The organism is Paenibacillus tengchongensis, from assembly GCF_008973665.1.
Lineage (GTDB): Bacteria > Bacillota > Bacilli > Paenibacillales > Paenibacillaceae > Paenibacillus_AQ > Paenibacillus_AQ tengchongensis.
Genome location: NZ_WACP01000005.1, coordinates 72648 through 95564, shown reverse-complemented (window position 1 = coordinate 95564; position 22917 = coordinate 72648). Strand labels below are relative to the sequence as shown.

Below are 22917 nucleotides of genomic sequence, written 5' to 3'. Positions count from 1 at the left end.
ATTCAGGAGACAGTCATATTGAGATTATGGAAGGAGAATCATGCAATCATGGCAATTAAAGCTTTTGAAGGGCAATATGAAGGAGAATATGCCGTCTGGCTGCAGGCCGGGCGTTATGAGGCAGCGGTGCTGCCGGGAATCGGCGGTAATCTGATTTGCTTCCGCGATACCGAAAACGGTTACCGGTTCCTGCATGAACCAGGCGCAGAGGAGATGGAGGCTTTTAAAGCCAGCCCTGGCATCCACGGGATTCCGGTGCTGTTCCCGCCGAACCGCTACGAGGATGGAGAGTTTCCGTTCAATGGACAAACCTACCATCTCCCGGTAAATGAAGAAGCAACAGGCAACCATCTGCACGGCTTCCTGCATACTGCCGCTTGGGCGGTAGAGGATTTTGGCGCCGGCAAGACGGAGAGCTATGTAACCGTAGCAATCAAGGTGGATGAGAGCCACGCCTCCTATCAATACCTGCCGTTCAAATATACGGTGAAGCTGCGCTACGCCTTAAGTGAAGGTGGCTTGACCCAGCACCTGAGCGTACATAATGACGGTGATGTGCTGATGCCATGTCTGCTGGCGTTCCATACCGCCATTAACGCTCCGTTCGCACCGGACAGCTCCGCCGGGGATTACCGTGTGAAGGCTACCATCGGCGAGCGCTGGGAGCTGAGTGAGCGCATGCTGCCGACCGGTAAGTTCCAGGCGCTGACCGCCGAGGAAGTCTCGCTCAGAGGGGAAGGCGTCAACCCGTTCTTCGGGCCGATGGACAATCATTACACCGCCGTTCCGCAGAATGGCCGCAACAAGATGGAGCTGACGGACACCAAAGCCGGCGTGACGCTGGTCTATGATGTCGGTACCTCCTACAAGCAGTGGATGATCTGGAACAACGGGGCCACCGAAGGCTTCTTCTGTCCGGAACCGCAAATTAACCTCGTTAACGCGCCGAAGGTTGATCTTCCGGCAGAGGAAATCGGCTTGTTCAGCCTGGCGCCGGGAGAATATTGGGAAGAGACAGCACGCCTGTATGTGAAGTAGTACACCCTGATAGTGTCTGGAAGGACGGCAGATCGATTGCTGTCCTTTTTGGTATGTGCGGATATGACTTTATCCTCGCCGCCGGCAGCAGCATGACTTTTTAATCAAAATAACGTATACTGGTCGCTTGAACACTGCTTAGACCAACCCGGGAGTGGATAGCTATGCGACTGCGTTATAACCATCAAGCCGGCAGAGGATTGCGGCGGCTGGCTGCCGTACTTTTGCTCAGCGGCTTTATATTGAATTTCATCTTACAGCTGGCCTCATTTAACCTGGATGTCTATGCCGTATTGGCCTGGATAAGCGAATATTACTGGCTCTTTCTCGCAGGTGCGTTGTGCCTGTTCCTGCTGCTGCTGTGCAGCTCGGTGATTCTGCCTAATCTGTATACAGGTCCTGCGGTCACCGGGTTCTTGCTCATTGCAGTTGCTGCAGCTGCTTACAAGAAGCAGGGGACAACAGGGGAGCCGCTCTTCCCATGGGACCTGCTGATGCTCAGGAATGCTCCGGAAATGCTCCGGATTACGCAAGGGATGATCTCTCCCCTGATGCTGGCAGCGGCGGTGCTGCTCATCGGCGTCCTGGTATGGCTGATCCGCAAGCTGCCGACGATACAAGTGCGCATGACGCTGCGTCTCGCAGTCTTGTTAGCAGGACTGTTCGGCATTGCCGGCTTTGTGGATATGGTCTCTGCCCAGTCTCCGCTGACGGCAACGATGAAATACGAGAACCTGTTCTGGAACCAGAAGGTGAACTATAGCCGGAACGGATTTGTGTTTGCCTTTACGGGCAACCTGCGCCAGAATCTGCTGGAAGAGCCGGAGGGCTACAGCCGGGAGGCGATTGCCGTGATAGCGGACAAATATGCCGCAGAAACGGGAGAAACCCGGAGCGGGCTACAACCGAATATTCTGTTTATGATGGATGAAGCGTTTTTTGATCCGGTCCGGATGAGCGCTTATCAATATAGCGAAGACCCGCTGCCATTTATCCGTCAAGCTGCGGAAGACAATCCATCCGGTTACTTGCTGTCCCCGGAATTTGGCGGCAATACGGCCAATGTGGAGTTTGAGGCGTTGACCGGGCTGTCGATGTATTTTTTGAATGACGGAGCCATCCCTTACCAGCAGCGAATAGTCAAAATGGATACGCTGCCGTCCATTGTAAGCATCCTGAAAGCACGCGGATACACCGCACAGGCGCTGCATCCCTATGACAGAACCTTTTATAACCGCAACAGGGTGTACCCGACTCTTGGCTTTGATGAATTCACCAGTGAGGAGGACATGCCGGATGCAGAGCGGCTCACGCCGAACGCCTATATCTCTGACCGGGCCGCCGTTGCCGAGGCTGTGGGCAAGCTGAGGTCTGCTTCCGGGCCGGCGTTTGTTCATCTGGTGACGATGCAGAATCATTTTCCCTTTACCAAAGGCCAAAACGGCCCCAATACGGTCAGTGTAACTGGAGTGCCGGAGAAGAACCGCGACGAACTGGAGACTTATGCGCAGATTACGAAGCTGACCGACGAAGCGCTTGTCTTTCTGCAGCAGGAGCTGCAGACGATTCAGCGGCCGACCATTGCCGTCTTCTGGGGAGACCATCTGCCAGCGCTCTCTGACGGGATATACACCGCTGCGGACTGGAACGGTAACCCGCGGCTGAAGCATGAAACAACCCTGCTGATCCTGGCGAATTTCGAACTGGGAGAGCAGCAATTGGGCACGTTAAGCCCAGTTTTTCTTGGACCCGAGGTGTTCCGTTTGACCGGACAGGACATGCCGCCTTTCTACCGGATGCTGACAGAGGTGCGCAGCGAGCTGCCGGGTTTGAGCAAAAGCGTGCTGCTCGGCAAGTCCGGCGAAGAACTGCGGGAATTAAACGCGCATCAGCAGGCATTACTGAACGATTACCTTCTGGTGGAATATGATCTTCTTGAGGGCGGGCAATATGCCGCTGACCTGATGTTCTGAGCCTGTACCCAGGCGAAACTTGAACCCTGAACCTGCGTAAGTGGAGGAAGGGTTCTTTTTATTTGCAAAATTTGCTTCCTGCTGATGGCCAAGTGTTGCGTTTCATCGTAAACGCAGGGATAATTACTAGCAAACACCCTAATACAGGAGGCTGCAGATGCAAATTATCGCCATGCTGACGATGCTGATCGACCATGTCGGCTATATTTTTTTTCCGGATGATTTAAGGTGGAGGTACATTGGGAGAATTGCCTTCCCGATCTACTGCTACTTGCTGGTGCAAGGGCATATACATACTTCATCGAAGAAGCGTTACATGGTCAGGCTGTTGATCATTGCGCTGATTTCCCAAATTCCGTTTAATCTCGCGCTGACGCCGGACGGCTGGAACGTTGTGTTCACACTGCTGCTGTCTGAAATCGTGCTGATTGTTCTGGATAAGCTGCCGAATGTGTGGCTGGGGATTCCGGTCGTTCTTGCCGCGTTCGTGGTTATGGACCATTTCCCGATTGACTATAACGCTTACGGGCTGTTCCTGGTGCTGATTTTCCGCTATCTGCGTTCGTATTGGCTTGTTCTGGGCCACTTCGTTCTGAACTTTATCTATCTGTTCTACTATTATTGGGAAGTCCAGATGCTGAGCATCGTTCCGACGCTGCTGATCGGTCTAATGCCGGCCTACCTTAAGGCGCTGGAAGCCCGCAGATTGCCCCGCTGGGTGTGGTGGTCCTTCTATCCGGCGCATCTCGCTATACTTGCGGCGATCAAGATTCTGGATTCAGGTGAATGGGTAAATATGGATTGGCGAAGTTTATTCCTCATTTAACCGATGTTGTCATCCACGGCAACGTTTATGCTCATCCAAGACAGGTCCTTCCTCTATCGAATAGAGCTGATGGATATACGCAATTACACATTTCAGTCAAAGGAGACATGCTATGAGGACAATGAAGGCAAGAAGCAAGTGGCTGCTGCCGCTGCTCGCGCTGGTACTGATTCTGGCCGGCTGCCAAAGCGTGGCGGGATTTGATGTCAACAAGGCGCTGCTTGGGGATCTCGACGTGAAATCCTCGGAATCTAGTACCACTTTATCTGTAAAAGCTGTACCCGCAGCGGGAATCAGCAGTGATGACCAGGCTGTGGTCGATCTGATCAATTCATTTTCGCTTGATGTGGCTCACGTAAAGCTGCAGGATAACGGCAATGTATCTGCCGCGGGTACACTTCATTACAAACAGCTCGCCATTCCGTTTGCTTTCTTTGTGGATACGGAAGGCGTTGTATTTACGGTCGAGGGAGCGAAACAGCCGTTCTATGCGCCGATAGCCGGATATGACGAAGAGCTGAATCTGGAAGGGCTCGATGAAGCCAAGGCGCTGGAGGTTTCGAAGCTGCTGACCAGCTTTGTGGTGAAGAATCTTCCGAATCCGGGCACGATCAGCGTCTCTTCCGTTAACGAAGCCGTTTATGGACAGAACCTCAACCTGACGAAGCTTCATGCGGAAATTACTGGTGAAGAGCTGCCTGCACTGTTAAAAAGCTTCCTGAAATCCGTGTCGCAGGATACCGAGGGCTTCAAGAATCTGATCAGCGGATTGTACGACTATCTGCTTCCGGTGCTGACGGCGGCCGGACTGGATGCCGAGCTGGATAATCTCGGCTTCGGCGATATTCCGCTGGAGGACAAAGAGGCTGTAGTTACGGTATTGCATGATGCCGCCAAGCTGGCGGTTGATACGCTGCTGCTTGTCTATGACAAGCAGGTGCAGGCGATGTATGAAGATTCCGATGTCGGAGTCATTCTGGGTAAGGATACGAAGCTGAACATTGATCTCTTTGTGGACAGCGGCTTCCATATCCGCAAGCAGAATATTAACCTGAACATTGCATTGCCGGCAGGTGAAGATCTGCCGCTGCAATCGATCTCCTTCCAGCTGGAAAGTGAAGTCTGGAACGTGAACGGAGCCGTAACGGCCGATCCGATCAGCACCGAGGGAGCGATCGATATGATGAGCGCAGAACTGACACCGGGTGAGACGCTGCGCAGCTTCGAGGAAGACTCGGCAGTCTATGGACTGCTGAAGAACGATCTGGGTATCACCGCCCGTTCGCTCTATATCGAGCCGGAGGATGAGTATTATTATCCGATCGTCGAGGGTGGCACCACTTATGTGCCGCTGCGCTATGTGGCCGAAGATCTGGATGCAACGGTAGAATGGGATGCTGCCAACCGGGCCATCGTAGTCACTGAAGACGTATACGGCGATCAATTGATCTTCCGTATCAACTCGGACCAGGTGCTGGTGAACGGCACAGCAGTGAAGCTGCCGAAGCCGGTATTCGTTGATGAGTACGGCGATGCTTATGTGTCGCTGCGGTTCCTGGCAACCGCGCTGCATGCGACAGTGGAGGTGTACGAGGACGGATACATCCTGGTGAATCGTCCATAACCGCAATTTAAAGCAAGGGCCCGCAGCCATACATGGCTTGCGGGCCCTTGCTTTTAGGAATTATTTAACTAAGGTTGAGGAGCGTCCAGCACCATTTCCAGCGACACATTGCTCTCGCTCTTCTCATCCGCCATACTGCGGATATAGCCGGACATGAAGCCGCCCTCCGTCTGTTCCCACAGCTTAAAGCCCGGCATGGCCTTGATTTCCGTCAAATGCTCCTTGGCTGTCCCGGCAAAATAATAGACGTTCAGCCTGGCCATGGCTTCGGCCATGGATGCCCGCTCAGAAGCGCTGAATGAGCTCTCCGCCAGCCGCTGCAGCGATTTGTTGTAGGATGAGGAAGCAAAGTTATCCTCCGCATATGAGCTGAAATCCAGCAGGTTAGGGTCACTGCTGCCCTTGGCAGCCGCCCAGCCCTCTACGTCCACTGCGGTGCTGGTATAAGTGACCTTCCGGGTGAGCGGATCAAAGGTCATGGCCCCGTATTGATGAGGATTTACAGCGTAGGCGCTTGTGGCGATATCATATACCGGAGATGTTACATCAGTATTGCCGGCACCTTGATCACGCCGGATATCCTGCATATGGATGTGGCCGGAGAGCACCAGATTAAGGCCGTCCTGGCGCAGCTGTCCGAGCACCTCCTGGCTGTTGTTCAGGCGGAAGCCAGACACCTGCATCGAGGTGTGGTTCAGCAGATTATGGTGCATAACGGTGATAACCGAAGCCTGCGCCTCGGAAGCCAGCTTTGCACAATCCTCCATCCATTCCAGTGTGGAGGGAAGAATCCGGCCGTCCGTCTGCGGGAAGCCGTATTGTTCATTCTTGGCGTACTGGGCGCTGTCGATCATTAGCAGCCATAGCCGGGGAGCGGCTTGTACCAGATAGCTGAGGCTCTTCTCATCCCGGGAGAGCGCTTCGTCATAGCCGAAATCGGCATAGAGCTTGTCAAAATCCTTATCGGTAATATGCTTGGCAACGATCTGGTTCTCTCCGCTGAAGGAGCGGGCCCACGGGTTATTCAAGTCGTGGTTGCCAGGAATGACATATACCGAAGTACCTGCCTGCTCAATCCGCTTCAGCTTCTTCACCAGTTCCTTGTGGCTGCTTGTTTCTCCGTTATTGGTCAAATCCCCGCTGAGAATCAGGAAGGCGGGCTTCTTCTGCTCCGCATCATACACCAGCGCTTCCAGCAATTCATCGCTATAAGGCAGCATTTTGCCGTCGCCACCGTTTACATAGGCTTCAAAAGCCGCTCCGCCGTCAACCAGCTTCTTGTCCAGATAATGCGTATCGGTCGCAACCCAGAACGCGACGGGGCCTGCAGACTCTGCTGTCAGAGCCTCGACTTTAGCCGAAAGGGCGGAGGTGGCAGTTTCGTCCTTGCAGCCTCCCAGAAGCATTACTGCGGCCAATAGGGGCAAAGCGATGAGGTGTCTCCGTTTGTGGTTCTTCAGCGGTTGCAGGATCTGTTTCGTAATCTTCATTGGCTTGACCTTCCTTCAGCTTATGTGCCTGTTATTGTAGCCTATTTCCGCCGGCTAATGTTTATCTGAAATGTGAACAGTGTTTCTGTACAGCCGGATTGCTTTAAAGAAAAACAGAGAGTATGCATAAACATTCCGATAATCGCGACAATATAATGTGGAACAACCTGCAGCAAAGGAAAATTTCTGAAAAAGCTGTTGTGCTCACAAAATAAAAGTGTTATTATGTTAAAAAGTTAGTTACTAAAATAAATGGAGGTAGTTATTTTATGTCGAAAAGCTTTTTAGATGCAGTCAAAGCCAGACGTTCCGTGTATGCCATTGGTAAAGATGCTGCGATTTCCGATGCCCAGATCCAAGAAATCGTGGAAACGGCGGTTTTACATAGCCCGACTTCCTTTAATTCGCAAAGCTCGCGCGCCGTTCTGCTGCTTGGCGATAAGCACGATAAGCTGTGGGATATCACAACAGAGACGCTGCGCAAGATTGTTCCGACCGAACAATTCGAAGGCACAGCCCAGAAGCTGGCTTCGTTCAAAGCAGGACACGGTACGGTTCTTTTCTATGAAGACCAGAACGTTGTGAAGAGCCTGCAGGAGAACTTCGCCCTGTATGCCGAGAATTTCCCGGTCTGGTCCAACCAGTCCTCCGGGATTCTGCAATATGTGGTGTGGACTGCGTTCTCTGAAGCCGGACTCGGCGCTTCCCTGCAGCACTATAACCCGCTGATCGACGATGAGGTCAGAGAGACCTTTGATATTCCAAGCGAATGGAAGCTCATTGCGCAGCTGCCTTTCGGCAATGTCGTTACTCCTCCGGGCGACAAAGAGTTCCAGCCGATTGAAGAGCGCGTGAAAGTGCGGAAATAAGCTTACGGTTTGCAATAAGCATGTTTAGAACCTCCTTAGCCGGGCTAATTATTGCTATAGCCCACTAAGGAGGTTTTACTATGCCTTGGAATAAGGATGAATATCCGGATTCACTGAAGAATTTCACAGCTCCGGTCCGTAATAAAGCAATTGATATTGCCAATGCGCTGCTGGAGGACGGATATGAAGAGGGGCGGGCCATTTCGATTGCGACCGCACAGGCCAAAGAGTGGGGCGAGAATCATGACAAGCAAGTCCGCAAGAAAGGCCACTGATTGCTGGAAGCCGCGGAATGCAACAAAAAAGGACAGGCATGGGAGCCTGTCCTTTTTTGCTGACATGGTTTAAACGTTATTCCGTTGCCGGGGCTTCGGAAGCAGCAGGAGCTTCAGAAGCTGCCGGAGCGTCAGATGCGGCTGGGGCTTCGCTCTCTTCCGGTTTATCGGTCAATGAGTTGGTGATTGTCGCATTTGTCGTCAGATCCGAGAGCCAGGTGGAAGACATTTCGGACACCTTCTGTGAAGTGAGGGTCTTCTTGATTTCGTCTTTCTTTTCTTCCAGTGTATATTCCTTGGCTTCCTTGCGGTCGGTTACTTTAATGATGTGGTAGCCGTAATCCGATTTAACCGGTTCGCTGGTTTCGCCGACCTTCAGGTTAAAGGCCGCATCGGAGAACTCGGCAACCATATCGGCACGTGTGAAGAAGCCCAGATCGCCGCCATTATCCTTGGAGCCGGTATCGGTTGATTTTTCCTTGGCCAGCTCAGCGAAGTCAGCGCCTTCTTTCAGCTGCTTCACGATGGCATCAGCTTCTTCCTTGGTCGCAACCAGGATATGCGAAGCTTGGACCTGTTCTTCCTCGGAGAAGGAAGCTTTGTTGTCGTTGTAGTAAGTGGAAATATCTTCGTCAGTTACCGTAACCTTAGGTTCCAGCAGCTTGCGGATTTCGACCTGCAGCGGCATTTGCGCCTTCAGATCGTCCACGGTCATGCCGCTTTGCGCCAAAGCGGTATTGAAGGCTTCTTCGCCGCCGAACTGAGTCTTGAGATCCTCAATCTCCGCATTGATATCTTCATCCGTAACGGTAACGTTGGCTTTCTTCGCTTCCTGGTCCACCAGTGTAGTCGTGATCAGGTTCTGCAGTGTGCTTTCGCCGCCGGCTTCGACCAGCTTGTCATAGAACTGGCCTTTGGTAATGTCTGCGCCATTGACTGTCGCTACGGCTGTGCTGTCATCGTCCTTCTGGAACGGCGGCTTGATCAGCACAATAATCAGCGCGGCGGCGAGAATGATCGAAGCGATCATCCAGCCTTTGCCGCCCTTGCCTCCCGGAGCGGAGGACGAATCAGCAGGCTCGCCGACCTTAGTCATCACAGGAACATTGGCGTTGCCGGAAGCGGGGGTGGCTGTCTTGACCGGCTCCGCAGGTGTAACCGGTTCTACCGTACGGTCTGCCGCCTCAGCGGCGCCGGAGTTTACAGCAACCGGTTCAGCAGTTTCCGGTGTAATGCTCTCCGGTCCTTCGGATTTCAAATCGGAAGAGGCTGTTTCTTCCGGTGTGTTGTTCAGTGTTTCGTTTGACTCCAGGTGTTCATTGCCGTTTACATCTTTTTTGTCCATTAGAATTAATGACTCCCTTCAATAATAGGTGATGCCTGTCCTTTCTACAACTTTACCAGAAAAAAGGATTTCAAACCTTAAGAAAGTATAAAAAAGTGAAGAACCTTTTTAAGTTTGCTTTAAGTTTGCAGGCATAAAAAAAGCCGGAACAGCAGGGGAACCCGTGCCGCTCCGGCTTTTACAGCTTCTGCGAAAGCTCCTTGGCTCGCTTACGCCACAGTGATTACGAGTGCAATTGTTGCAGTAAATGACGGATATTCTCCTGCTTCCGCCGCGGGATCCGCACATTCTTGGCGTAATGGCCCTTCTCCCCGAAGTAAATGCAGTCATCCTCAATGCCGCTGATCTTGTTCAGGTTGACATAGCAGCCGCCGTATACATGATAGTAATTGGCGCTCGACAATAAGCGGTTCAGTTGTTCGGCAGTCATTCTTTTTTTAATATTGTAGTTTCTGCCGTGAAAAATGACCAGGTCGTGGTCACCGACCTTAAAGAACAGAATGTCCGTCTCCACCTCGAAGTCCTCATATACATTTCTGGTCTCGAGCAGGCTGCTCATTCGTGTTCCCCCTTTATAAAAATAGACATGTATGTTAGCGCTTTCATTATAGCATAGATTTTTTGTTTTGAGAAGTCTTATTTTTGAAATGTTTTTTGTCATTCTATCCAATGTATTTGTCATAGGAGTCGAAAAATTGTAAATTATAAAGATGGCCGTATTTTTCAATGATCTGGAGCAGCCTTGTTTCCAGTTACATCTTGCCTAAGGAGGATGAGTTAGATGAATCATCAGAAGCAGCTGTTATTTGTCGGTTCTTATGCGGCAGCAAGCGATAACGGGGTACAGGTATACGAGTTCGACGGCGCAGCCGGAGGGACCTTAACACTGAAGGACAGCGTCACAGGCATCATCAATCCTACCTTTCTGCATGTCGATATTCCGGGGCGCAAGCTGCATGCCATCGGGGAACGGCTGAATGAGGCGGGCGGGAAGGAAGCGGAGGTTGTAACCTATGCCATTGATCCGGCAACGGGGACTTTGAACGAACTGAAGCGTACCGCCGCGATGCCGGCGACGGAAGACCGTAAGCAAACGACCGCATGCCATATCAATCAGGACTCCGGGAATGAATATATGATTGTCTGCAGCTATCACGGTGGGATGGCCGGACTATTCGCCATGGACGAAGACGGGCTGCCGGCACGTCTTACCGATACGGCCGTACATACCGGCGAAGCGAAGCCTCATCTGCACTCAGCGATCTTCAGCCCGGACGGACGTTTTGTGTTTCTGTCCGATCTCGGACTCGACCTGATCCGTACCTACAAGATCGACAAGGACAGACAGCGGCTGGAGGCTGTCAGAGATACCACGCTGCATCAGGGAGCAGGTCCGCGCCATTTCCTGTTCCATCCGGATGGCCGCAAGGCTTACGTCATCAATGAGCTGGACAGCACGGTTACCTCTTTCCGCTATGACAGCGAGACAGGTGAATTAAAGACACTTGCTACGGTCTCAACTTTGCCGGAAGGGTACAGCGGGGATAACAGCTGTGCGGAAATTGCCATTTCGGAAGACGGCCGGTTCCTGTACGGCTCAAACCGCGGCCATGACAGCATTGTCGTCTATGCTGTCGGTCCTGAGGCAGAGGAACTGACGCCTGTGGAATATGTGGCGACCCGGGGCGGACATCCGCGCCATTTCGCCCTGCTGCCCGGCGGCGATTTCCTGGTGGCTGCCAACCGGGACGGCAACAATCTGGTGGTATTCAGCGTAGACCGCGAAAGCGGAAGGCTGACTTTCACCGGAAATACGGCAGAGACGGGCAAGCCGGTCTGTGTGAAGCCCGTGATTTTTTAACTGCTCAGGGCTGAGGCCGCAAGCGGCGCCAATAGCATGACCGGACGCAAAATGCAAAAGGAACACCGGTAGACGCCGGTGTTCCTTTTGGCTTCACATGATTTCTTCCAGGCGAAGCGATGCGTTCCGGAAGTGCCGGTTACTTGAGCGAGACCGGCTTGAGGGGAACGACCGTCGAAATCGCCGATTTGAACAGCACATTCTGTCTGCTGTCGTTCTGCCCCTGCAATGTGATGGTATACGCATCATAAGAAGTTATAAGACCCTGCATTTTTACACCGTTCGTTGTAAAGATCGTCACGGGCATCTTGCTCGAAATACACTGGTTCAACAAGCGCTCCTGCAGCTTGAGAGTTTCCACTTTGGCAGCACTCCATCTTTTTTAGGAATTGTCTTCTCTGTTTGCATTATAACATGGGAAGGGCCCGCTCAGGAAAGAGGCACAAATAAATAACTGACACAGAATAAGGAGGAAGACATGTTATCTTACCGGAGCTGGTCCGCCAGCTTTCGTTATCTCTTGTGGTTCATGCTCGGCTTTGCTTTAATTGTCACACTCGTGGTGATGGAAGGGACGCTTGCTTTTGACAGACGCGTTATCTCCTTTGTCCAAGGTATGGAAAACACGGGTCTGACCTTTCTGGCCGAAGGCTTGTCGCTGATCGGTTCAACCAAGCTGGTGATCGGTATTTCACTGGCTGCCATGGCGCTGCTCTTCTTTATACTGAAGCACCGGACGGAGCTTGTGTTCTTCCTGGCCGCCGGGCTGGGCTCGCAGCTGCTGAACTCAGCGATGAAGCTCTGGTTCCGGCGTGAGCGTCCAACCTTTCACCGTCTGGCAGAAGCGACAGGCTACAGCTTCCCGAGCGGGCATTCCATGGCTGCGTTCACCTTATACGGAGCGCTTGCCTTCCTGCTCTGGCGGCATATGCGCTCAGGAAGGGAGCGGCTGCTGCTGCTGCTGTCTGCGGTGCTGATAACGGCGGGAATCGGCTGGAGCCGGATTTACCTCGGTGTGCATTACCCGAGCGATGTCATCGGCGGATATGCGGCCAGCGGCGCCTGGCTGATGCTGTGCATCGCCTGCTTTGAGGCATACCGGCGACGCCGCGGGCGCAGAAACGTATAAATGGCATAGTGCAGCGGCCGCGCACACAAAAGGCGGATGCCCGCATAACCTGCTGCGGCAGCATCCGCCTGTGTCTGTAAGTCCGACCGGTCAATCAGTGGCTATGCCCAGGCATGGGCTTGGTACCGTGGAAGCTTTCAGCGTTGCTGATTGTCAGCTTCAGCATGGCCGGCAGTCCGGCCTTTAGCTTGGCTGCTTCCTCTTGTGTAAGGCGGCCTTCCTTGACGGATTCGTCCACCTTGCCGCCGGCCGCTTCGCTCAGCTTTTGCAGATACTGCTCCTCGCTCCAGCCTTTCTTCTCCTTGGCGAGTGCATAGAGGGTTGTACCGCTCTTCAGCCTGCTTATTACTTCGGAGCGCTCCATGTCCAGCAGCCTGGCTGTTTCATTGAGGATGAAATAGCCGCCGGCGCGGAAGCCTTTGCCGTGAGGGTGCGGATGCCCTTTCTGCATAGGACTGTAGGCTGCGGCTGCGGGCGTCTGCCCGGCAGTTTCCGCAAGCGCCGCTCCGGGAGCAGCGGCCAGTATGAGCGCAGCGGTAAGGCCGGTGATTTTACGGATAACGCTATTCATGGGTTCACCTCTTTTCCGTGACTGGATGGGTTGTGTACAGGTACATCCCGGTGAAGACCGGCAAGCCGGGCCGCCCTAAAGTGCAGGGCAATTCGCCGGCCTGCATCATGGGTAAATAAACCATGTACCCTATTCAAAATTCACCGAACAGCCGAAGGATATACATAACCCGGGGAAGAATAAATGGGAGCAGATACTCCCGAAGCTGGTTTTTATACGATGACCATTCAACAAGGTGCCGCTACATAATGTACAAAAAGTTGGAGGAGGGATGAGTTTGGCCTTCGGTGCCCGCATACTTAAAACAGGGATGGCAGTGACATTAGCACTCTATTTATCCGTACTTTTCCAGTTCTCTTCGCCTGTCGGTGCGGGAATCGCCGCGATCTTCGCCTTGCAGCCTTCGATCTACAGATCCTGGCGCTATTTTCTCGACCAGATCCAGACGAGCACTATCGGAGCCGTTGTGGCGCTGCTGGGAGGGATGCTGCTGTCGAATGAGCCGATTGCGGTCGGCCTCGTCTGCATTCTGGTGCTGATGCTCAGCATGAAGATGAACCGTGCGGATACAGTAGGCCTGACGCTGGTAACCGTCATTTCTGTCATGGAGGCTTCTGGCCAGTGGGAGTTTGCGCTGACCCGTTTCCTGCTGACGCTGGTGGGGATTTTCTCCGCATTTATTATCAATATTGCCGTCTTTCCGCCGAAGCCGCGCGAGCAGTACATCCAGCAGATTGAAAATGTCTTCAACAGCCTGTCGCTGCTGCTGCGTACGGCGGTATCGCATGAAATGAAGGAGAGCGTCTTCCGCGATGAGAAGAATGCACTGGCAGGCTCCATCAAAGCGCTGGCCGACAAATACAATCTGTTTGAAGAGGAGCAGAAGAAGCTCCGGCGGGCCAAATACAGCCAGTCCCGGCAGCTGGTGGTCTACAAGACCCTGCTTGAATCCCTGCAGAAAGGCTACGGGGTGCTGGATGCCATCGACCGTCATTATTTTCAGGCGGAACGTTCCGAAGAGACCGATGCCCTGTTTGACAGGCATCTGGAGAAGCTGATCAAATATCATGAGCTGGTTCTGCTCAAGTTTGAGGATAAGCTGAAACCGGGCGGCAGCGAGCTGGAGCCGTGGGTGAACGACAACGACAGCTTTCTGGAGTCGGCGATCCGCGGCTATGATCCGGAAAAAACAGGGCAGCTGCGGCTGTCAGTTGTGGCGACGGCCATTTTCGAATACGGCTATCAGCTGGAGCGGCTCGACAAGGTGGCGGAACGGATGAACCGTCCTGCCGGTGAGGACAAGGAATGATGGGAACGGTAACAGGCTAACAATATAAACCTTCCAGGGACTTGAGCTCCCGTCCGCGGGCTTCGCTTGATTAGAAGCACAAACATTGGTAAGATAAAACGTCCAAAGGGGATGAATCATATTGGATACACAAGACAGCCAATGGAATGAGGAGCAGGAACGGGTAACGCTGGTTACGAGGCAGCTCGCTTCCCATATTAGAGCGCTGCAGGAGGAACTGGGGACACACCGCAGTGATGTGGTGGATATGCGCAAGGATTTCTGGGAAGAGGTCACTGTGAATTTCAGCAGTCCGGACGATCTTGGCGAAACCTCCACGAGCCTGCGGCAGCAGTCGCAAATTCTGAACGAGCGTGAGCGTCATCATCTGCAGTCCAGCAAAGCGCTCAAAAAATATAAAAAACTGGTGGTATCGCCTTACTTCGGACGCATTGATTTCCGGGAACAGGGCGTTGAACAGGCGGAGCGGATCTATCTCGGCATCGGCTCGCTGATGGAGGATGACGGTACCTTCCTCATCTATGACTGGCGTGCGCCCATCTCAAGCCTTTATTATGACGGTGCGCCCGGACCGGCTTCTTATGAAACCCCAGGCGGCGAGATTGCGGGAGAGATGGAGCTGAAACGCCAGTTCGTCATCGACCACGGGGTCATAGAGGTAATGTTCGACACCGGCATGACCATCGGAGACGAGCTGCTGCAGCAGGTGCTCAGCCACAGTGCGGATGACCGGATGAAGAATATCGTCGCCACGATTCAAAAAGAGCAGAATGCCGTCATCCGCAATGACAAAAGCCGGATGCTGGTGGTCCAGGGTGCGGCCGGCAGCGGTAAAACCTCTGCGGCTCTGCAGCGTGTCGCTTATCTGCTATACAAATACCGGGAGGTGCTGCAGGCGGACCAGATGCTGCTGTTCTCGCCGAATCCGCTCTTCAACAGCTATGTCTCCACGGTTCTGCCCGAGCTCGGCGAAGAGAATATGCAGCAGACGACCTTTCAGATGTATCTGGAGCACCGGTTGGGGCAGGAGTTCCAGCTTGAGGATGTCTTCAGCCAGACCGAGCGTCTACTGAACGATCCGGACGGCCCGCAGGCGCTTGTAAGCCGGGATGGGATTGAGTATAAATCGTCGGTAGCTTTCCTGGATGTCATCCGCACATATGCCAGTCAGCTGGAACGTGAGGGGATGCTGTTCAAGCCGCTGATGTTCCAGGGACGGGCGATTGTCGACCGTGAGGAAATGGTGCGGCAGTTCTACAGCTACGATCCAGCCATCAGGCTGGCGAACCGGATAGACCTGATGATCGGCTGGCTGCTCAAGAAAATCGCCGCATTCAGCGTAGAAGAACGGAATGCCCCTTGGGTGGAGGAGCAAATCGAGCTGCTGGATACCAGCGACTACCAGAGGGCCTATCAGATGGTGCGCCGCAAGGGCGGCGGCCACAATGAAAGCTTTGAGGATTTCGATCTGGAAAAGAGTTCTTTGGCGCGCTATGTAATCAGCCAGCGGCTGAAGCCGCTGCGCGGCTGGACCAAACGCGGCCGTTTTGTCGATGTGAAGGGGCTGTACTGCCGGCTTTTCTCCGACCGCGAGTGGATGGAGGAGCTGAACGGTCATGCCCCGCTGCCTGAGCGGTGGGAGGAGATCTCGGCCCAGACGCTGGAAACCATTGGTGAAGGGAACCTTGCTTTCGAGGACGCGACGCCGTTTCTGTATCTCAAGGAACTGAGCCAGGGATTCCGCACGAATACGCTTATCCGGCATGTCATCGTCGATGAAGTGCAGGATTATTCGCCTTTTCAGCTGGAGTTCATGCGCCGGCTGTTTCCTCGGGCCAAGATGACCGTACTTGGGGATTTAAATCAGGCCATCTATGCCCAGGGTGAGGTGCTTGGCGATCTGGCCGGGCTGGTCAGCATCTACGGCGCGGAGAACACCGAAGTAATCTCGCTGACGAGAAGCTACCGTTCCACCTACGAGATCGTTGAATTTACCCGCTCGATGATACCCGGAGGGGATAAGATCATTCCGTTCAACCGGCGCGGCGAAGAACCGCTTGTATCCGCTGTAGGGACGGAGGCGGAGCTGGTTGGGGCCGTTGCGGACGATATCTTGGAGCTGCATGCCCAGGGCTACCATTATGTAGCCGTTATCTGCAAGACAGCCGAGGAAAGCGGATTGGTCCATGCGGCGCTCAAAGACCAGCTGCCGGTGCAACTGGTCACCAAAGAAACGCCGAACTTCCAGAAGGGAACGCTGGTACTGCCGGCCTATCTGGCCAAGGGCGTGGAATTTGATGCCGTCATTATTTACAACGGCTCGGCGGAGCGGTATAACCGTGAGAATGAGCGCAAGCTGTTCTACACCGCCTGCACGCGGGCAATGCATGTTCTGCATATATTCAGCCTGGGACAGCCCAGCCGTTTCCTGCCGGCGGTCAAGGCGTTTGCCGCAGAGTCTTAGCCAGAATTGATGTTAATGAGGCCGTTCCGGAAGCCGTACACAGGGCTTGCGGGACGGCCTCTTCACTAATAAAAATACGGCTGCTCCAAGCGCCAAATATGATGGCGCCGGGGACAGCCGCATTAAGGGAGCCCGGTGGGCGGATCTGGTGCGGGTGGCTATTCGGCCGCTGCCGCACCTGCTTCGGCTGCACCGCCGCTCTTCCCGCTGCGGCGCTTGCCGGCAATAATACTGACATAGACAAGCAGCAGCAGAAGCGGAGCCAGGGTGGAGTAGCGGTACATCTCGGCGTAGCTGGTGTACAGGGCGACTGATCCCAGCGCCATTGTGCCAAGGGCTACGCCAAGGTCCAGCGAATTAAAGAACATGCCGTTGGCCGTCCCGCGCTGGCTCGGGCTGACCGCCTGGATCATCCAGGTCTGCAGCGCAGGCTGCATGGAGCCGAAGCCGGCTCCGTACAGCAGCGCTGCCGGAAACAGGGCGGCAGTCGATCCGGCCCAGGAGAGCAGCAGCAATCCGGAGATAACGAGCAGACTGCCGGGAATGAGCAGTGCAATCGCTCCGTACCGGTCATAAATCTTGCCGGACAACGGGCGGACAATGACGATTGCAACTGCGTTAAAGAGGAAGAAGTAGGCCACATTCTGCAGATGAACTTCTTTGCCGAAGAGAGCCAGGAAACCGAGCAGGCCCCCATACGAAACGGACAGCAGAAAATTCAGCAGACTGGGCAGCAGCAATCTGCGGAAGACGCCGCCTTTGCCGCCCGCGGAAGCCTCTACGGGCGGCTCTTTGTGGCCCGCCGGGAGCGATTTCGTCAGCTGCCGGCCCAGCGGAACGATGAGCGCGAGAATGACAGCCGTGCTCAGCACCAGCGAGCCAAAGCCGGGCCCCTGCAGCAGGGTGAGCCCGATCATCGGTCCCGCCGACATCGCCAGGCTGGTGGATAAGCCGAAGTACCCCATGCCTTCGCCCATGCGGCGGACGGGAATAACGTCCGAAGCCATCGTCGGAAAGGCGGTGCTCGCCATCCCGAAGCCGACGCCGAACAGCATGCGCAGCAGCAGCAGGCCAGTAATCCCGCCTGCCCAGTAATAGCCGGCAACTGCGGCAAGCGCGATGGCAAGGCCGAGGAAGATCAGCAGGTTGCGTCCGCCTTTCTCCATGGCTTTGCCGGCTATGAGCCGGGAAGCAATGGCGCTCAGCGCAAACAGGCTTGTTACTAGGCTGACCTGTACGGACGTGGCACCCAGCGATTCTTCGGCATAGGCCGGCAGTGTCGACAGCGTCATTTGCAGTCCGATGAACAGCATAAAGTTACAGAGGGTCAACAGTATAAATGATTTGGTCCATAAACGGTCTGATGTGTTAGTCAATAGTATGTTCTCTCCTATTCTTGATGCGTCTTACCCGTGTTGTGATAGATATGCTCCAGCATGGCACGCAGCTCTTCCAGCTGCTCGGGCCGGAGCCCGGCTACGGCGGCATCGATGGTCTGCTGCTCCAGGGATTGCGTATTCTCAATCAGCGCTTTGCCCTCTTCGGTGGCATAGAGCAGAAAGGCGCGCCGGTCACTTTTGCTTGTTGATTTGGTGATAAAGCCCTTCTTAAGCAGCAGCTCGACGATCCGTGCAGTCGTAGGCTGGTCCTTGGCTGCTGCTGCAGCAACCTCCTTCTGGTTGATGCCGCCGCGTCCGGAGATCATCAGCAGTACCGACCACTGCTCCGGGGTAATGTCATAGGGCTTTAAGGCTCTGGCAAAAGAATTGGAAATCCGGCGGTATGTAGAGCCGAGAAGAAATCCGAGGAACTGCTGCGGCGATGAAATCGGCATAAAGCAACATCCCTTCTGCATGAATAATACTTGTCATAACAATTATTATTGTAGCATGTAAATATTCTATTCTGCAATGAAAATTTACATTCCGGCTTTCAAACAAGGTGCCAACATGTATTAAGCAGACAAAAAAACACCTTCTGTCCCTGCAGACCGGGTACGGTACTGCAGGGCAGAAGGTGTTGCTTGGCTGGTTTGGCTAGGTGTAGCTATTAAGCTTGAGGAACCTTTTCCCAGTCCTTGAGGAAACGTTCGATGCCGTTGTCGGTCAGCGGATGCTTCCAGAGCGAAGGCAGCAGCGAGCCCGGAATAGTGGCGATGTGGGCACCAGCAATAGCAGCCTGTTCAACATGCGCGATGTTGCGGATGCTGGCGGCGATAATTTCCGATTGCAGGCCATAGTTCGTCAGGATGGTCTTAAGGTCTTTGATCAGCTTCATGCCGTCAACGCCGATGTCGTCCAGGCGTCCGACGAACGGGCTGATATATGTTGCGCCGGCTTTGGCGGCCATCAGGCCCTGAGCCGCAGAGAAGATCAGCGTTACATTGGTTTTGATGCCTTTCTTGGTCAATTCGTAGCAGGCTTCCAGACCGTCTTCGGTCATAGGCAGCTTGATAACGACGTTGGGAGCCCATTCGGCGATTTCCAGAGCTTCTTTAAGCATTTGCTCTGCAGTGAGGCCGATAACTTCGGCGCTGACCGGACCGGGTACGATCTCAACGATTTCTTTAATAACATCCTTGAACAGTCGGCCTTCCTTAGCGATCAGCGACGGGTTCGTGGTGACGCCGTCAACCAGACCGAGCCGGGTAATCCGTTTGATTTCTTCAATATTACCAGTGTCCAAGAAAAATTTCATTGAAAATATCCTCCCTTGATCTCTATGAGTTGGCAAACCTGATCACAGCTTTATTATGAGTCATGCCAACCAAAGTTTCAACTGTTAACTTGAATATTTCAAAATAACTTTATAGAATACAGAAAAAAGCGATTTCTGCCGTTTGGACCATTTGCGGTCTGAACGCTCCATGATAATATAGTAGAGTGTTTGTTGACTTCGGAAAAATGGGGTGGCAGAGCTGTATATAGAGTTCGCAGGGATTGTGCTGTTTCTGCTGCTGGCCGCCGGCCTGTTCGCCCGGCAGAACCGGAGGCTTCTCGGCGAGCGGCAGGCGGAAGAGAACGATATCCGTTTGAGCTCACGGATGTACTCGATCCGCCACAGGTCCTTTGCGCCGCACGAGAAGCTGCCCGGGGCGGTCCCCCTGTTCCAGTTCACTGTTCTGGCGGGAACCGGAGAGGAAACTGCGGCGGGGGAATCAGGCAGGGCGCTGGCACTGTGCCGTGTCCCTGCCGGCAGCGGTCAGCTGGACATGCAGAGTGCGGAACGGTTAATGATTCAGCATATCCGCTCCGCTGCCATTCAGGGGGACAAGCCGGTGCCTGAAATGTTCACGGAACATGCGGACCGGAAGGGAGAGCGGGAGTTAATCAGGCGTCTTATGGCCGTTATAAAGGAGGAGACCGGACATGCAGGTTCATATTGAACAAGTGCTGCTTGAGGTTATTGAAGGCGATATTACACGCTGGCAGGGGGATTATATCGTAAATGCCGCCAATTCGGGCCTTTATGGCGGCGGAGGCGTGGACGGCGCCATTCACCGGGCTGGCGGACGGCGGATTGCCGAAGAATGCGCCGCTATCCGCCAAAGACAGGGCAAAGTATTGCCCGGCGATGCCGCGCTGACCTCTGCCGGAAGCTTGCCATTCCGGGGGATCATTCATACGGTAGGGCCGATCTGGAAGGGCGGAAGCGCGAACGAAACGGCGGTCCTGGCCGAATGCTACAGCACCAGCTTGAATCTCGCCTGCGCCGAAGGGGCGCAGAGCATCGCTTTTCCGAATATCGGGACCGGTGTGTATAATTTCCCTAAATCGGCGGCAGCTCAAATCGCGGTAACGTCTGTAGTGCGTTTCATCAGGGAGAAGACGGCTGCGAATATGCCGCTGAAGCGCATTGCTTTCGTCTGCTTTGAGCCGGATAATGCCGCGATTTACCGCGAACTGCTGGAAAGCTGCAGGTAAGAGACAGACCTGCGGGGGATAAGGGAAACATTGCTTGGGTTATATTACGGATTATTTAGGAGGCTAATCATGAGTGTCAATGTAAAGCAGCTAGCGGCAGAGAAGGCCGTGGAGTACATAACGGACGGCATGAAGGTCGGGCTGGGTACCGGCTCTACCGCATATTGGGCCATCCGCAAGCTGGGCGAGAGGGTCAAGGAAGGGCTGCAAATTACGGCGGTTGCCACTTCACAGGCTTCGGAGGATCAGGCCCGCGAGCTCGGCATTCCGCTGCTGGCCTTCGGGGATATCGACAGACTGGATGTCACCATCGACGGGGCGGATGAGCTCGACGGCGGACTGCAGCTAATCAAGGGCGGCGGCGGCGCGCTGCTGCGTGAGAAGATTGTAGCGACAGGCAGCGCCCGGATGATCGTCATCGCCGACGAGAGCAAGGTCGTGGATACGCTGGGTCAATTCCCGCTGCCGGTCGAGATTGTGCCTTTTGCCTGGGAGTGGACGCTTGCCGCGCTGGGCAAGCTGGGCTGCCAGGCCGAGCTCCGGCGCAAGGGCGGCGAATTGTACAAGACGGACAACGGCAACTATATCGCCGATTGCCGCTTCGGGGCCATTGCCTCCGCACCGGAGCTGGCCCTGGCGCTGCAGCGCATCCCGGGCGTTGTGGAACACGGCCTCTTCATTGGCATCGCTTCGCTGGCCATTGTCGGGCATGCCGACGGTAGCATCACGGTTATTGAGGGTGAGGGGCATCGCTAAATCGAACAGCCGCAAGACCCGGTCTTCGCAGACTGCGAGGACAAGTGTGAAACAGCCGCGCCGCATTTGGGCGCGGCTGCTCCTGTTCTTTTACGCCGGGACAGTGATATACTGGATGTTCATCGGATTTGGACGCACGCCGGACCCTGAAGGTCCGCTGCAGTACAATCTGGAGCCGCTGCGGACGATCAAGCTGTATTTTAACCTGGACAACGGGGTGTCCTATGGCTACAGGCTGGTGAATCTGCTCGGCAATGTCGCCGTGTTTGTTCCGTTCGGCTTTTTACTGCCGCTGGTCCGGGGAAGGCTGCGTTCCATCGTACGCCTGACCCTATATTCCGTTCTTTGGATTCTGCTCCTGGAATGTCTGCAGATGCTGCTGCATGTCGGCAGCTTTGACATCGACGATCTGCTGCTCAATCTGCTGGGCGTGTGGATCGGATATGCCCTGCTCGGGTTCGCGAAGCGGAAATAAGGGGAAGTATCTTTACTTTAGGAGGATAAATGATGCTAGTTGATTTAAAGACACGTACCGGCTCGCCTGAAGTGCAGGAGCTGTTAGGCTATGCCGTAATGGAAGATCCCGAGGCCCTCGCTGGTGTCTCAGCCGAATATGGAGAGTCCAGCGCTTTGCAGCTTGCCGGGTGGGAGGAAGAGGAGCTGCTGGTCGGGCTGGTCGGATACGAGGAGACCGAAGACGGCTCCCTGGAGCTCCGCCATATCGCCGTGCTGCCTGAGAACCGGGGCAAAGGCTACGCCCGGGGGATGATCCTGGAGCTGATGGCGGCCCGGAATCCGCGGTACGTGCTGGCGGAGACCGAAGACGAGATTGCCGCCGACTTTTACCGCAGCCTCGGCTTTATGGTCTACAGCCTGGGCGAGAACGCGGCAGGCATTGAGCTGTTCCGCTGTGTGTATGAGGTGGACGAGTTGGAGGATGAGGAGTAATCCGTTTAGGAAACGATAGCTGTTTTGTACTGAAATAGAGCTTTGTTCATTTCGAGAGGAGATCCGTGATACGGATTTTCTCTTTTTTTCGTGTGAAATGAGCTGAGAACAATTGAAGAAACAAGCGTGGATGATTCTCTCTGTCTGCGGGACATTGGCGGTCTACGGCTTTGTTTGGAGCAATAACGAAAGCTATGAAGTGCAGAAAAAAAGCGCTGGTGTAGCGCATGCAACAACAGAAGATGGACAGAAATTAAAGGAACTTGCGGGCAAGGCCGGAGAACTGTAAGCCGAACTCCATCCGTAAAGCGCACTGGAGAAATTCAATAAGGTGAACTGAAGCAGAAAGGGGAATTGATTTACAGTTTGACAGCAGGCGGAGCGCCAAGCCTTAAACAAATCCACCACAGGCGAATCCCTGCTGGATCAGTTCATGCAAGCGGCAAGCGAGCTGAATCAAGAGCTGTACCCGGAACAATTTAATAATAGGAGCTAGGGCTGCCCCATTGAGGGGGC

At 54.2% G+C, this 22917-nt stretch carries 24 protein-coding genes; 16 read left to right on the top strand and 8 right to left on the bottom strand.

Going from position 1 to position 22917, the window contains the following annotated elements; translation table 11 throughout:
* Window positions 1-48 precede the first annotated feature (48 nt).
* The 4 genes from F1381_RS10135 to F1381_RS10120 all read left to right on the top strand — a co-directional run bounded on the left by F1381_RS10135 (window position 49) and on the right by F1381_RS10120 (window position 5461).
* The gene (locus F1381_RS10135) at window positions 49-1038 is read left to right on the top strand and encodes an aldose 1-epimerase (RefSeq protein WP_151734732.1); all 990 of its coding nucleotides are present in this window, start codon (window positions 49-51) and stop codon (window positions 1036-1038) included.
* 164 nt (window positions 1039-1202) lie between these two features.
* Window positions 1203-3011, top strand: coding sequence for an LTA synthase family protein (locus tag F1381_RS10130; RefSeq protein WP_151734731.1), 1809 nt, complete (start codon window positions 1203-1205; stop codon window positions 3009-3011).
* Window positions 3012-3168: 157 nt separating this feature from the next.
* Window positions 3169-3837: a TraX family protein gene (locus F1381_RS10125; RefSeq protein ID WP_151734730.1), complete on the top strand. Its 669-nt coding sequence runs from the start codon at window positions 3169-3171 to the stop codon at window positions 3835-3837.
* A 112-nt stretch (window positions 3838-3949) separates the two neighbouring features.
* Window positions 3950-5461, top strand: a complete 1512-nt coding sequence (locus F1381_RS10120) for a copper amine oxidase N-terminal domain-containing protein (protein ID WP_151734729.1) — start codon at window positions 3950-3952, stop codon at window positions 5459-5461.
* Window positions 5462-5529: 68 nt separating this feature from the next.
* On the opposite strand, the gene F1381_RS10115 is transcribed toward F1381_RS10120, so the two are convergent.
* Window positions 5530-6951, bottom strand: coding sequence for a metallophosphoesterase (locus F1381_RS10115; protein ID WP_151734728.1), 1422 nt, complete (start codon window positions 6949-6951; stop codon window positions 5530-5532).
* Between the two features lie 269 nt (window positions 6952-7220).
* Here F1381_RS10115 and F1381_RS10110 point away from each other — a divergent pair, with 269 nt between their 5' ends.
* Both F1381_RS10110 and F1381_RS10105 read left to right on the top strand, forming a co-directional pair.
* A complete protein-coding gene (locus tag F1381_RS10110; RefSeq protein WP_151734727.1) occupies window positions 7221-7820 on the top strand; it encodes a nitroreductase family protein in 600 nt (199 codons plus the stop codon).
* Between the two features lie 80 nt (window positions 7821-7900).
* Complete coding sequence (locus F1381_RS10105) at window positions 7901-8095, top strand: DUF2188 domain-containing protein (RefSeq protein WP_151734726.1); 195 nt, start codon at window positions 7901-7903, stop codon at window positions 8093-8095.
* A 76-nt stretch (window positions 8096-8171) separates the two neighbouring features.
* On the opposite strand, the gene F1381_RS10100 is transcribed toward F1381_RS10105, so the two are convergent.
* Window positions 8172-9440, bottom strand: a complete 1269-nt coding sequence (locus F1381_RS10100) for a peptidylprolyl isomerase (RefSeq protein ID WP_151734725.1) — start codon at window positions 9438-9440, stop codon at window positions 8172-8174.
* Between the two features lie 223 nt (window positions 9441-9663).
* Window positions 9664-9999, bottom strand: coding sequence for a hypothetical protein (locus tag F1381_RS10095; protein WP_151734724.1), 336 nt, complete (start codon window positions 9997-9999; stop codon window positions 9664-9666).
* A 222-nt stretch (window positions 10000-10221) separates the two neighbouring features.
* Between F1381_RS10095 and F1381_RS10090 the strand changes: the two genes are divergently transcribed.
* A complete protein-coding gene (locus F1381_RS10090; protein WP_151734723.1) occupies window positions 10222-11301 on the top strand; it encodes a lactonase family protein in 1080 nt (359 codons plus the stop codon).
* A gap of 139 nt (window positions 11302-11440) precedes the next feature.
* On the opposite strand, the gene hfq is transcribed toward F1381_RS10090, so the two are convergent.
* Window positions 11441-11662, bottom strand: a complete 222-nt coding sequence (hfq, locus tag F1381_RS10085) for an RNA chaperone Hfq (protein WP_151734722.1) — start codon at window positions 11660-11662, stop codon at window positions 11441-11443.
* A gap of 117 nt (window positions 11663-11779) precedes the next feature.
* Between hfq and F1381_RS10080 the strand changes: the two genes are divergently transcribed.
* Window positions 11780-12430 carry a phosphatase PAP2 family protein gene (locus tag F1381_RS10080; protein WP_151734721.1) on the top strand — a complete coding sequence of 217 codons (651 nt, stop codon included), beginning with the start codon at window positions 11780-11782 and terminating at the stop codon, window positions 12428-12430.
* A gap of 94 nt (window positions 12431-12524) precedes the next feature.
* Here the strand turns inward: F1381_RS10080 and F1381_RS10075 are convergent, their stop codons facing one another.
* The gene (locus tag F1381_RS10075; protein WP_151734720.1) at window positions 12525-13001 is read right to left on the bottom strand and encodes a hypothetical protein; all 477 of its coding nucleotides are present in this window, start codon (window positions 12999-13001) and stop codon (window positions 12525-12527) included.
* A 277-nt stretch (window positions 13002-13278) separates the two neighbouring features.
* Between F1381_RS10075 and F1381_RS10070 the strand changes: the two genes are divergently transcribed.
* Window positions 13279-14310: an aromatic acid exporter family protein gene (locus tag F1381_RS10070; RefSeq protein WP_151734719.1), complete on the top strand. Its 1032-nt coding sequence runs from the start codon at window positions 13279-13281 to the stop codon at window positions 14308-14310.
* Between the two features lie 121 nt (window positions 14311-14431).
* Entirely contained in the window at window positions 14432-16774 is a 2343-nt protein-coding gene (helD, locus tag F1381_RS10065; protein ID WP_151734718.1) for an RNA polymerase recycling motor HelD, read from the top strand.
* A gap of 158 nt (window positions 16775-16932) precedes the next feature.
* Here the strand turns inward: helD and F1381_RS10060 are convergent, their stop codons facing one another.
* The 3 genes from F1381_RS10060 to fsa all read right to left on the bottom strand — a co-directional run bounded on the left by F1381_RS10060 (window position 16933) and on the right by fsa (window position 19471).
* Window positions 16933-18150 (bottom strand): MFS transporter, encoded by a 1218-nt coding sequence (locus F1381_RS10060; protein ID WP_246187976.1) that lies wholly within the window; start codon window positions 18148-18150, stop codon window positions 16933-16935.
* A 14-nt stretch (window positions 18151-18164) separates the two neighbouring features.
* The gene (locus tag F1381_RS10055; RefSeq protein ID WP_151734717.1) at window positions 18165-18608 is read right to left on the bottom strand and encodes a MarR family winged helix-turn-helix transcriptional regulator; all 444 of its coding nucleotides are present in this window, start codon (window positions 18606-18608) and stop codon (window positions 18165-18167) included.
* A 215-nt stretch (window positions 18609-18823) separates the two neighbouring features.
* Window positions 18824-19471, bottom strand: a complete 648-nt coding sequence (gene fsa, locus F1381_RS10050; protein WP_151734716.1) for a fructose-6-phosphate aldolase — start codon at window positions 19469-19471, stop codon at window positions 18824-18826.
* A 211-nt stretch (window positions 19472-19682) separates the two neighbouring features.
* Between fsa and F1381_RS10045 the strand changes: the two genes are divergently transcribed.
* The 6 genes from F1381_RS10045 to F1381_RS28215 all read left to right on the top strand — a co-directional run bounded on the left by F1381_RS10045 (window position 19683) and on the right by F1381_RS28215 (window position 22690).
* A complete protein-coding gene (locus F1381_RS10045) occupies window positions 19683-20159 on the top strand; it encodes a hypothetical protein (protein ID WP_151734715.1) in 477 nt (158 codons plus the stop codon).
* Entirely contained in the window at window positions 20143-20697 is a 555-nt protein-coding gene (locus F1381_RS10040; protein ID WP_151734714.1) for a macro domain-containing protein, read from the top strand. Before F1381_RS10045 ends, F1381_RS10040 begins: the two co-directional genes overlap by 17 nt.
* 69 nt (window positions 20698-20766) lie before the next feature.
* Complete coding sequence (rpiA, locus tag F1381_RS10035; protein ID WP_151734713.1) at window positions 20767-21453, top strand: ribose-5-phosphate isomerase RpiA; 687 nt, start codon at window positions 20767-20769, stop codon at window positions 21451-21453.
* Between the two features lie 46 nt (window positions 21454-21499).
* Complete coding sequence (locus tag F1381_RS10030; protein WP_187355282.1) at window positions 21500-21928, top strand: VanZ family protein; 429 nt, start codon at window positions 21500-21502, stop codon at window positions 21926-21928.
* Window positions 21929-21960: 32 nt separating this feature from the next.
* A complete protein-coding gene (locus F1381_RS10025) occupies window positions 21961-22401 on the top strand; it encodes a GNAT family N-acetyltransferase (RefSeq protein WP_151734983.1) in 441 nt (146 codons plus the stop codon).
* 112 nt (window positions 22402-22513) lie between these two features.
* Entirely contained in the window at window positions 22514-22690 is a 177-nt protein-coding gene (locus tag F1381_RS28215; RefSeq protein WP_187355281.1) for a hypothetical protein, read from the top strand.
* Window positions 22691-22917 lie beyond the last annotated feature (227 nt).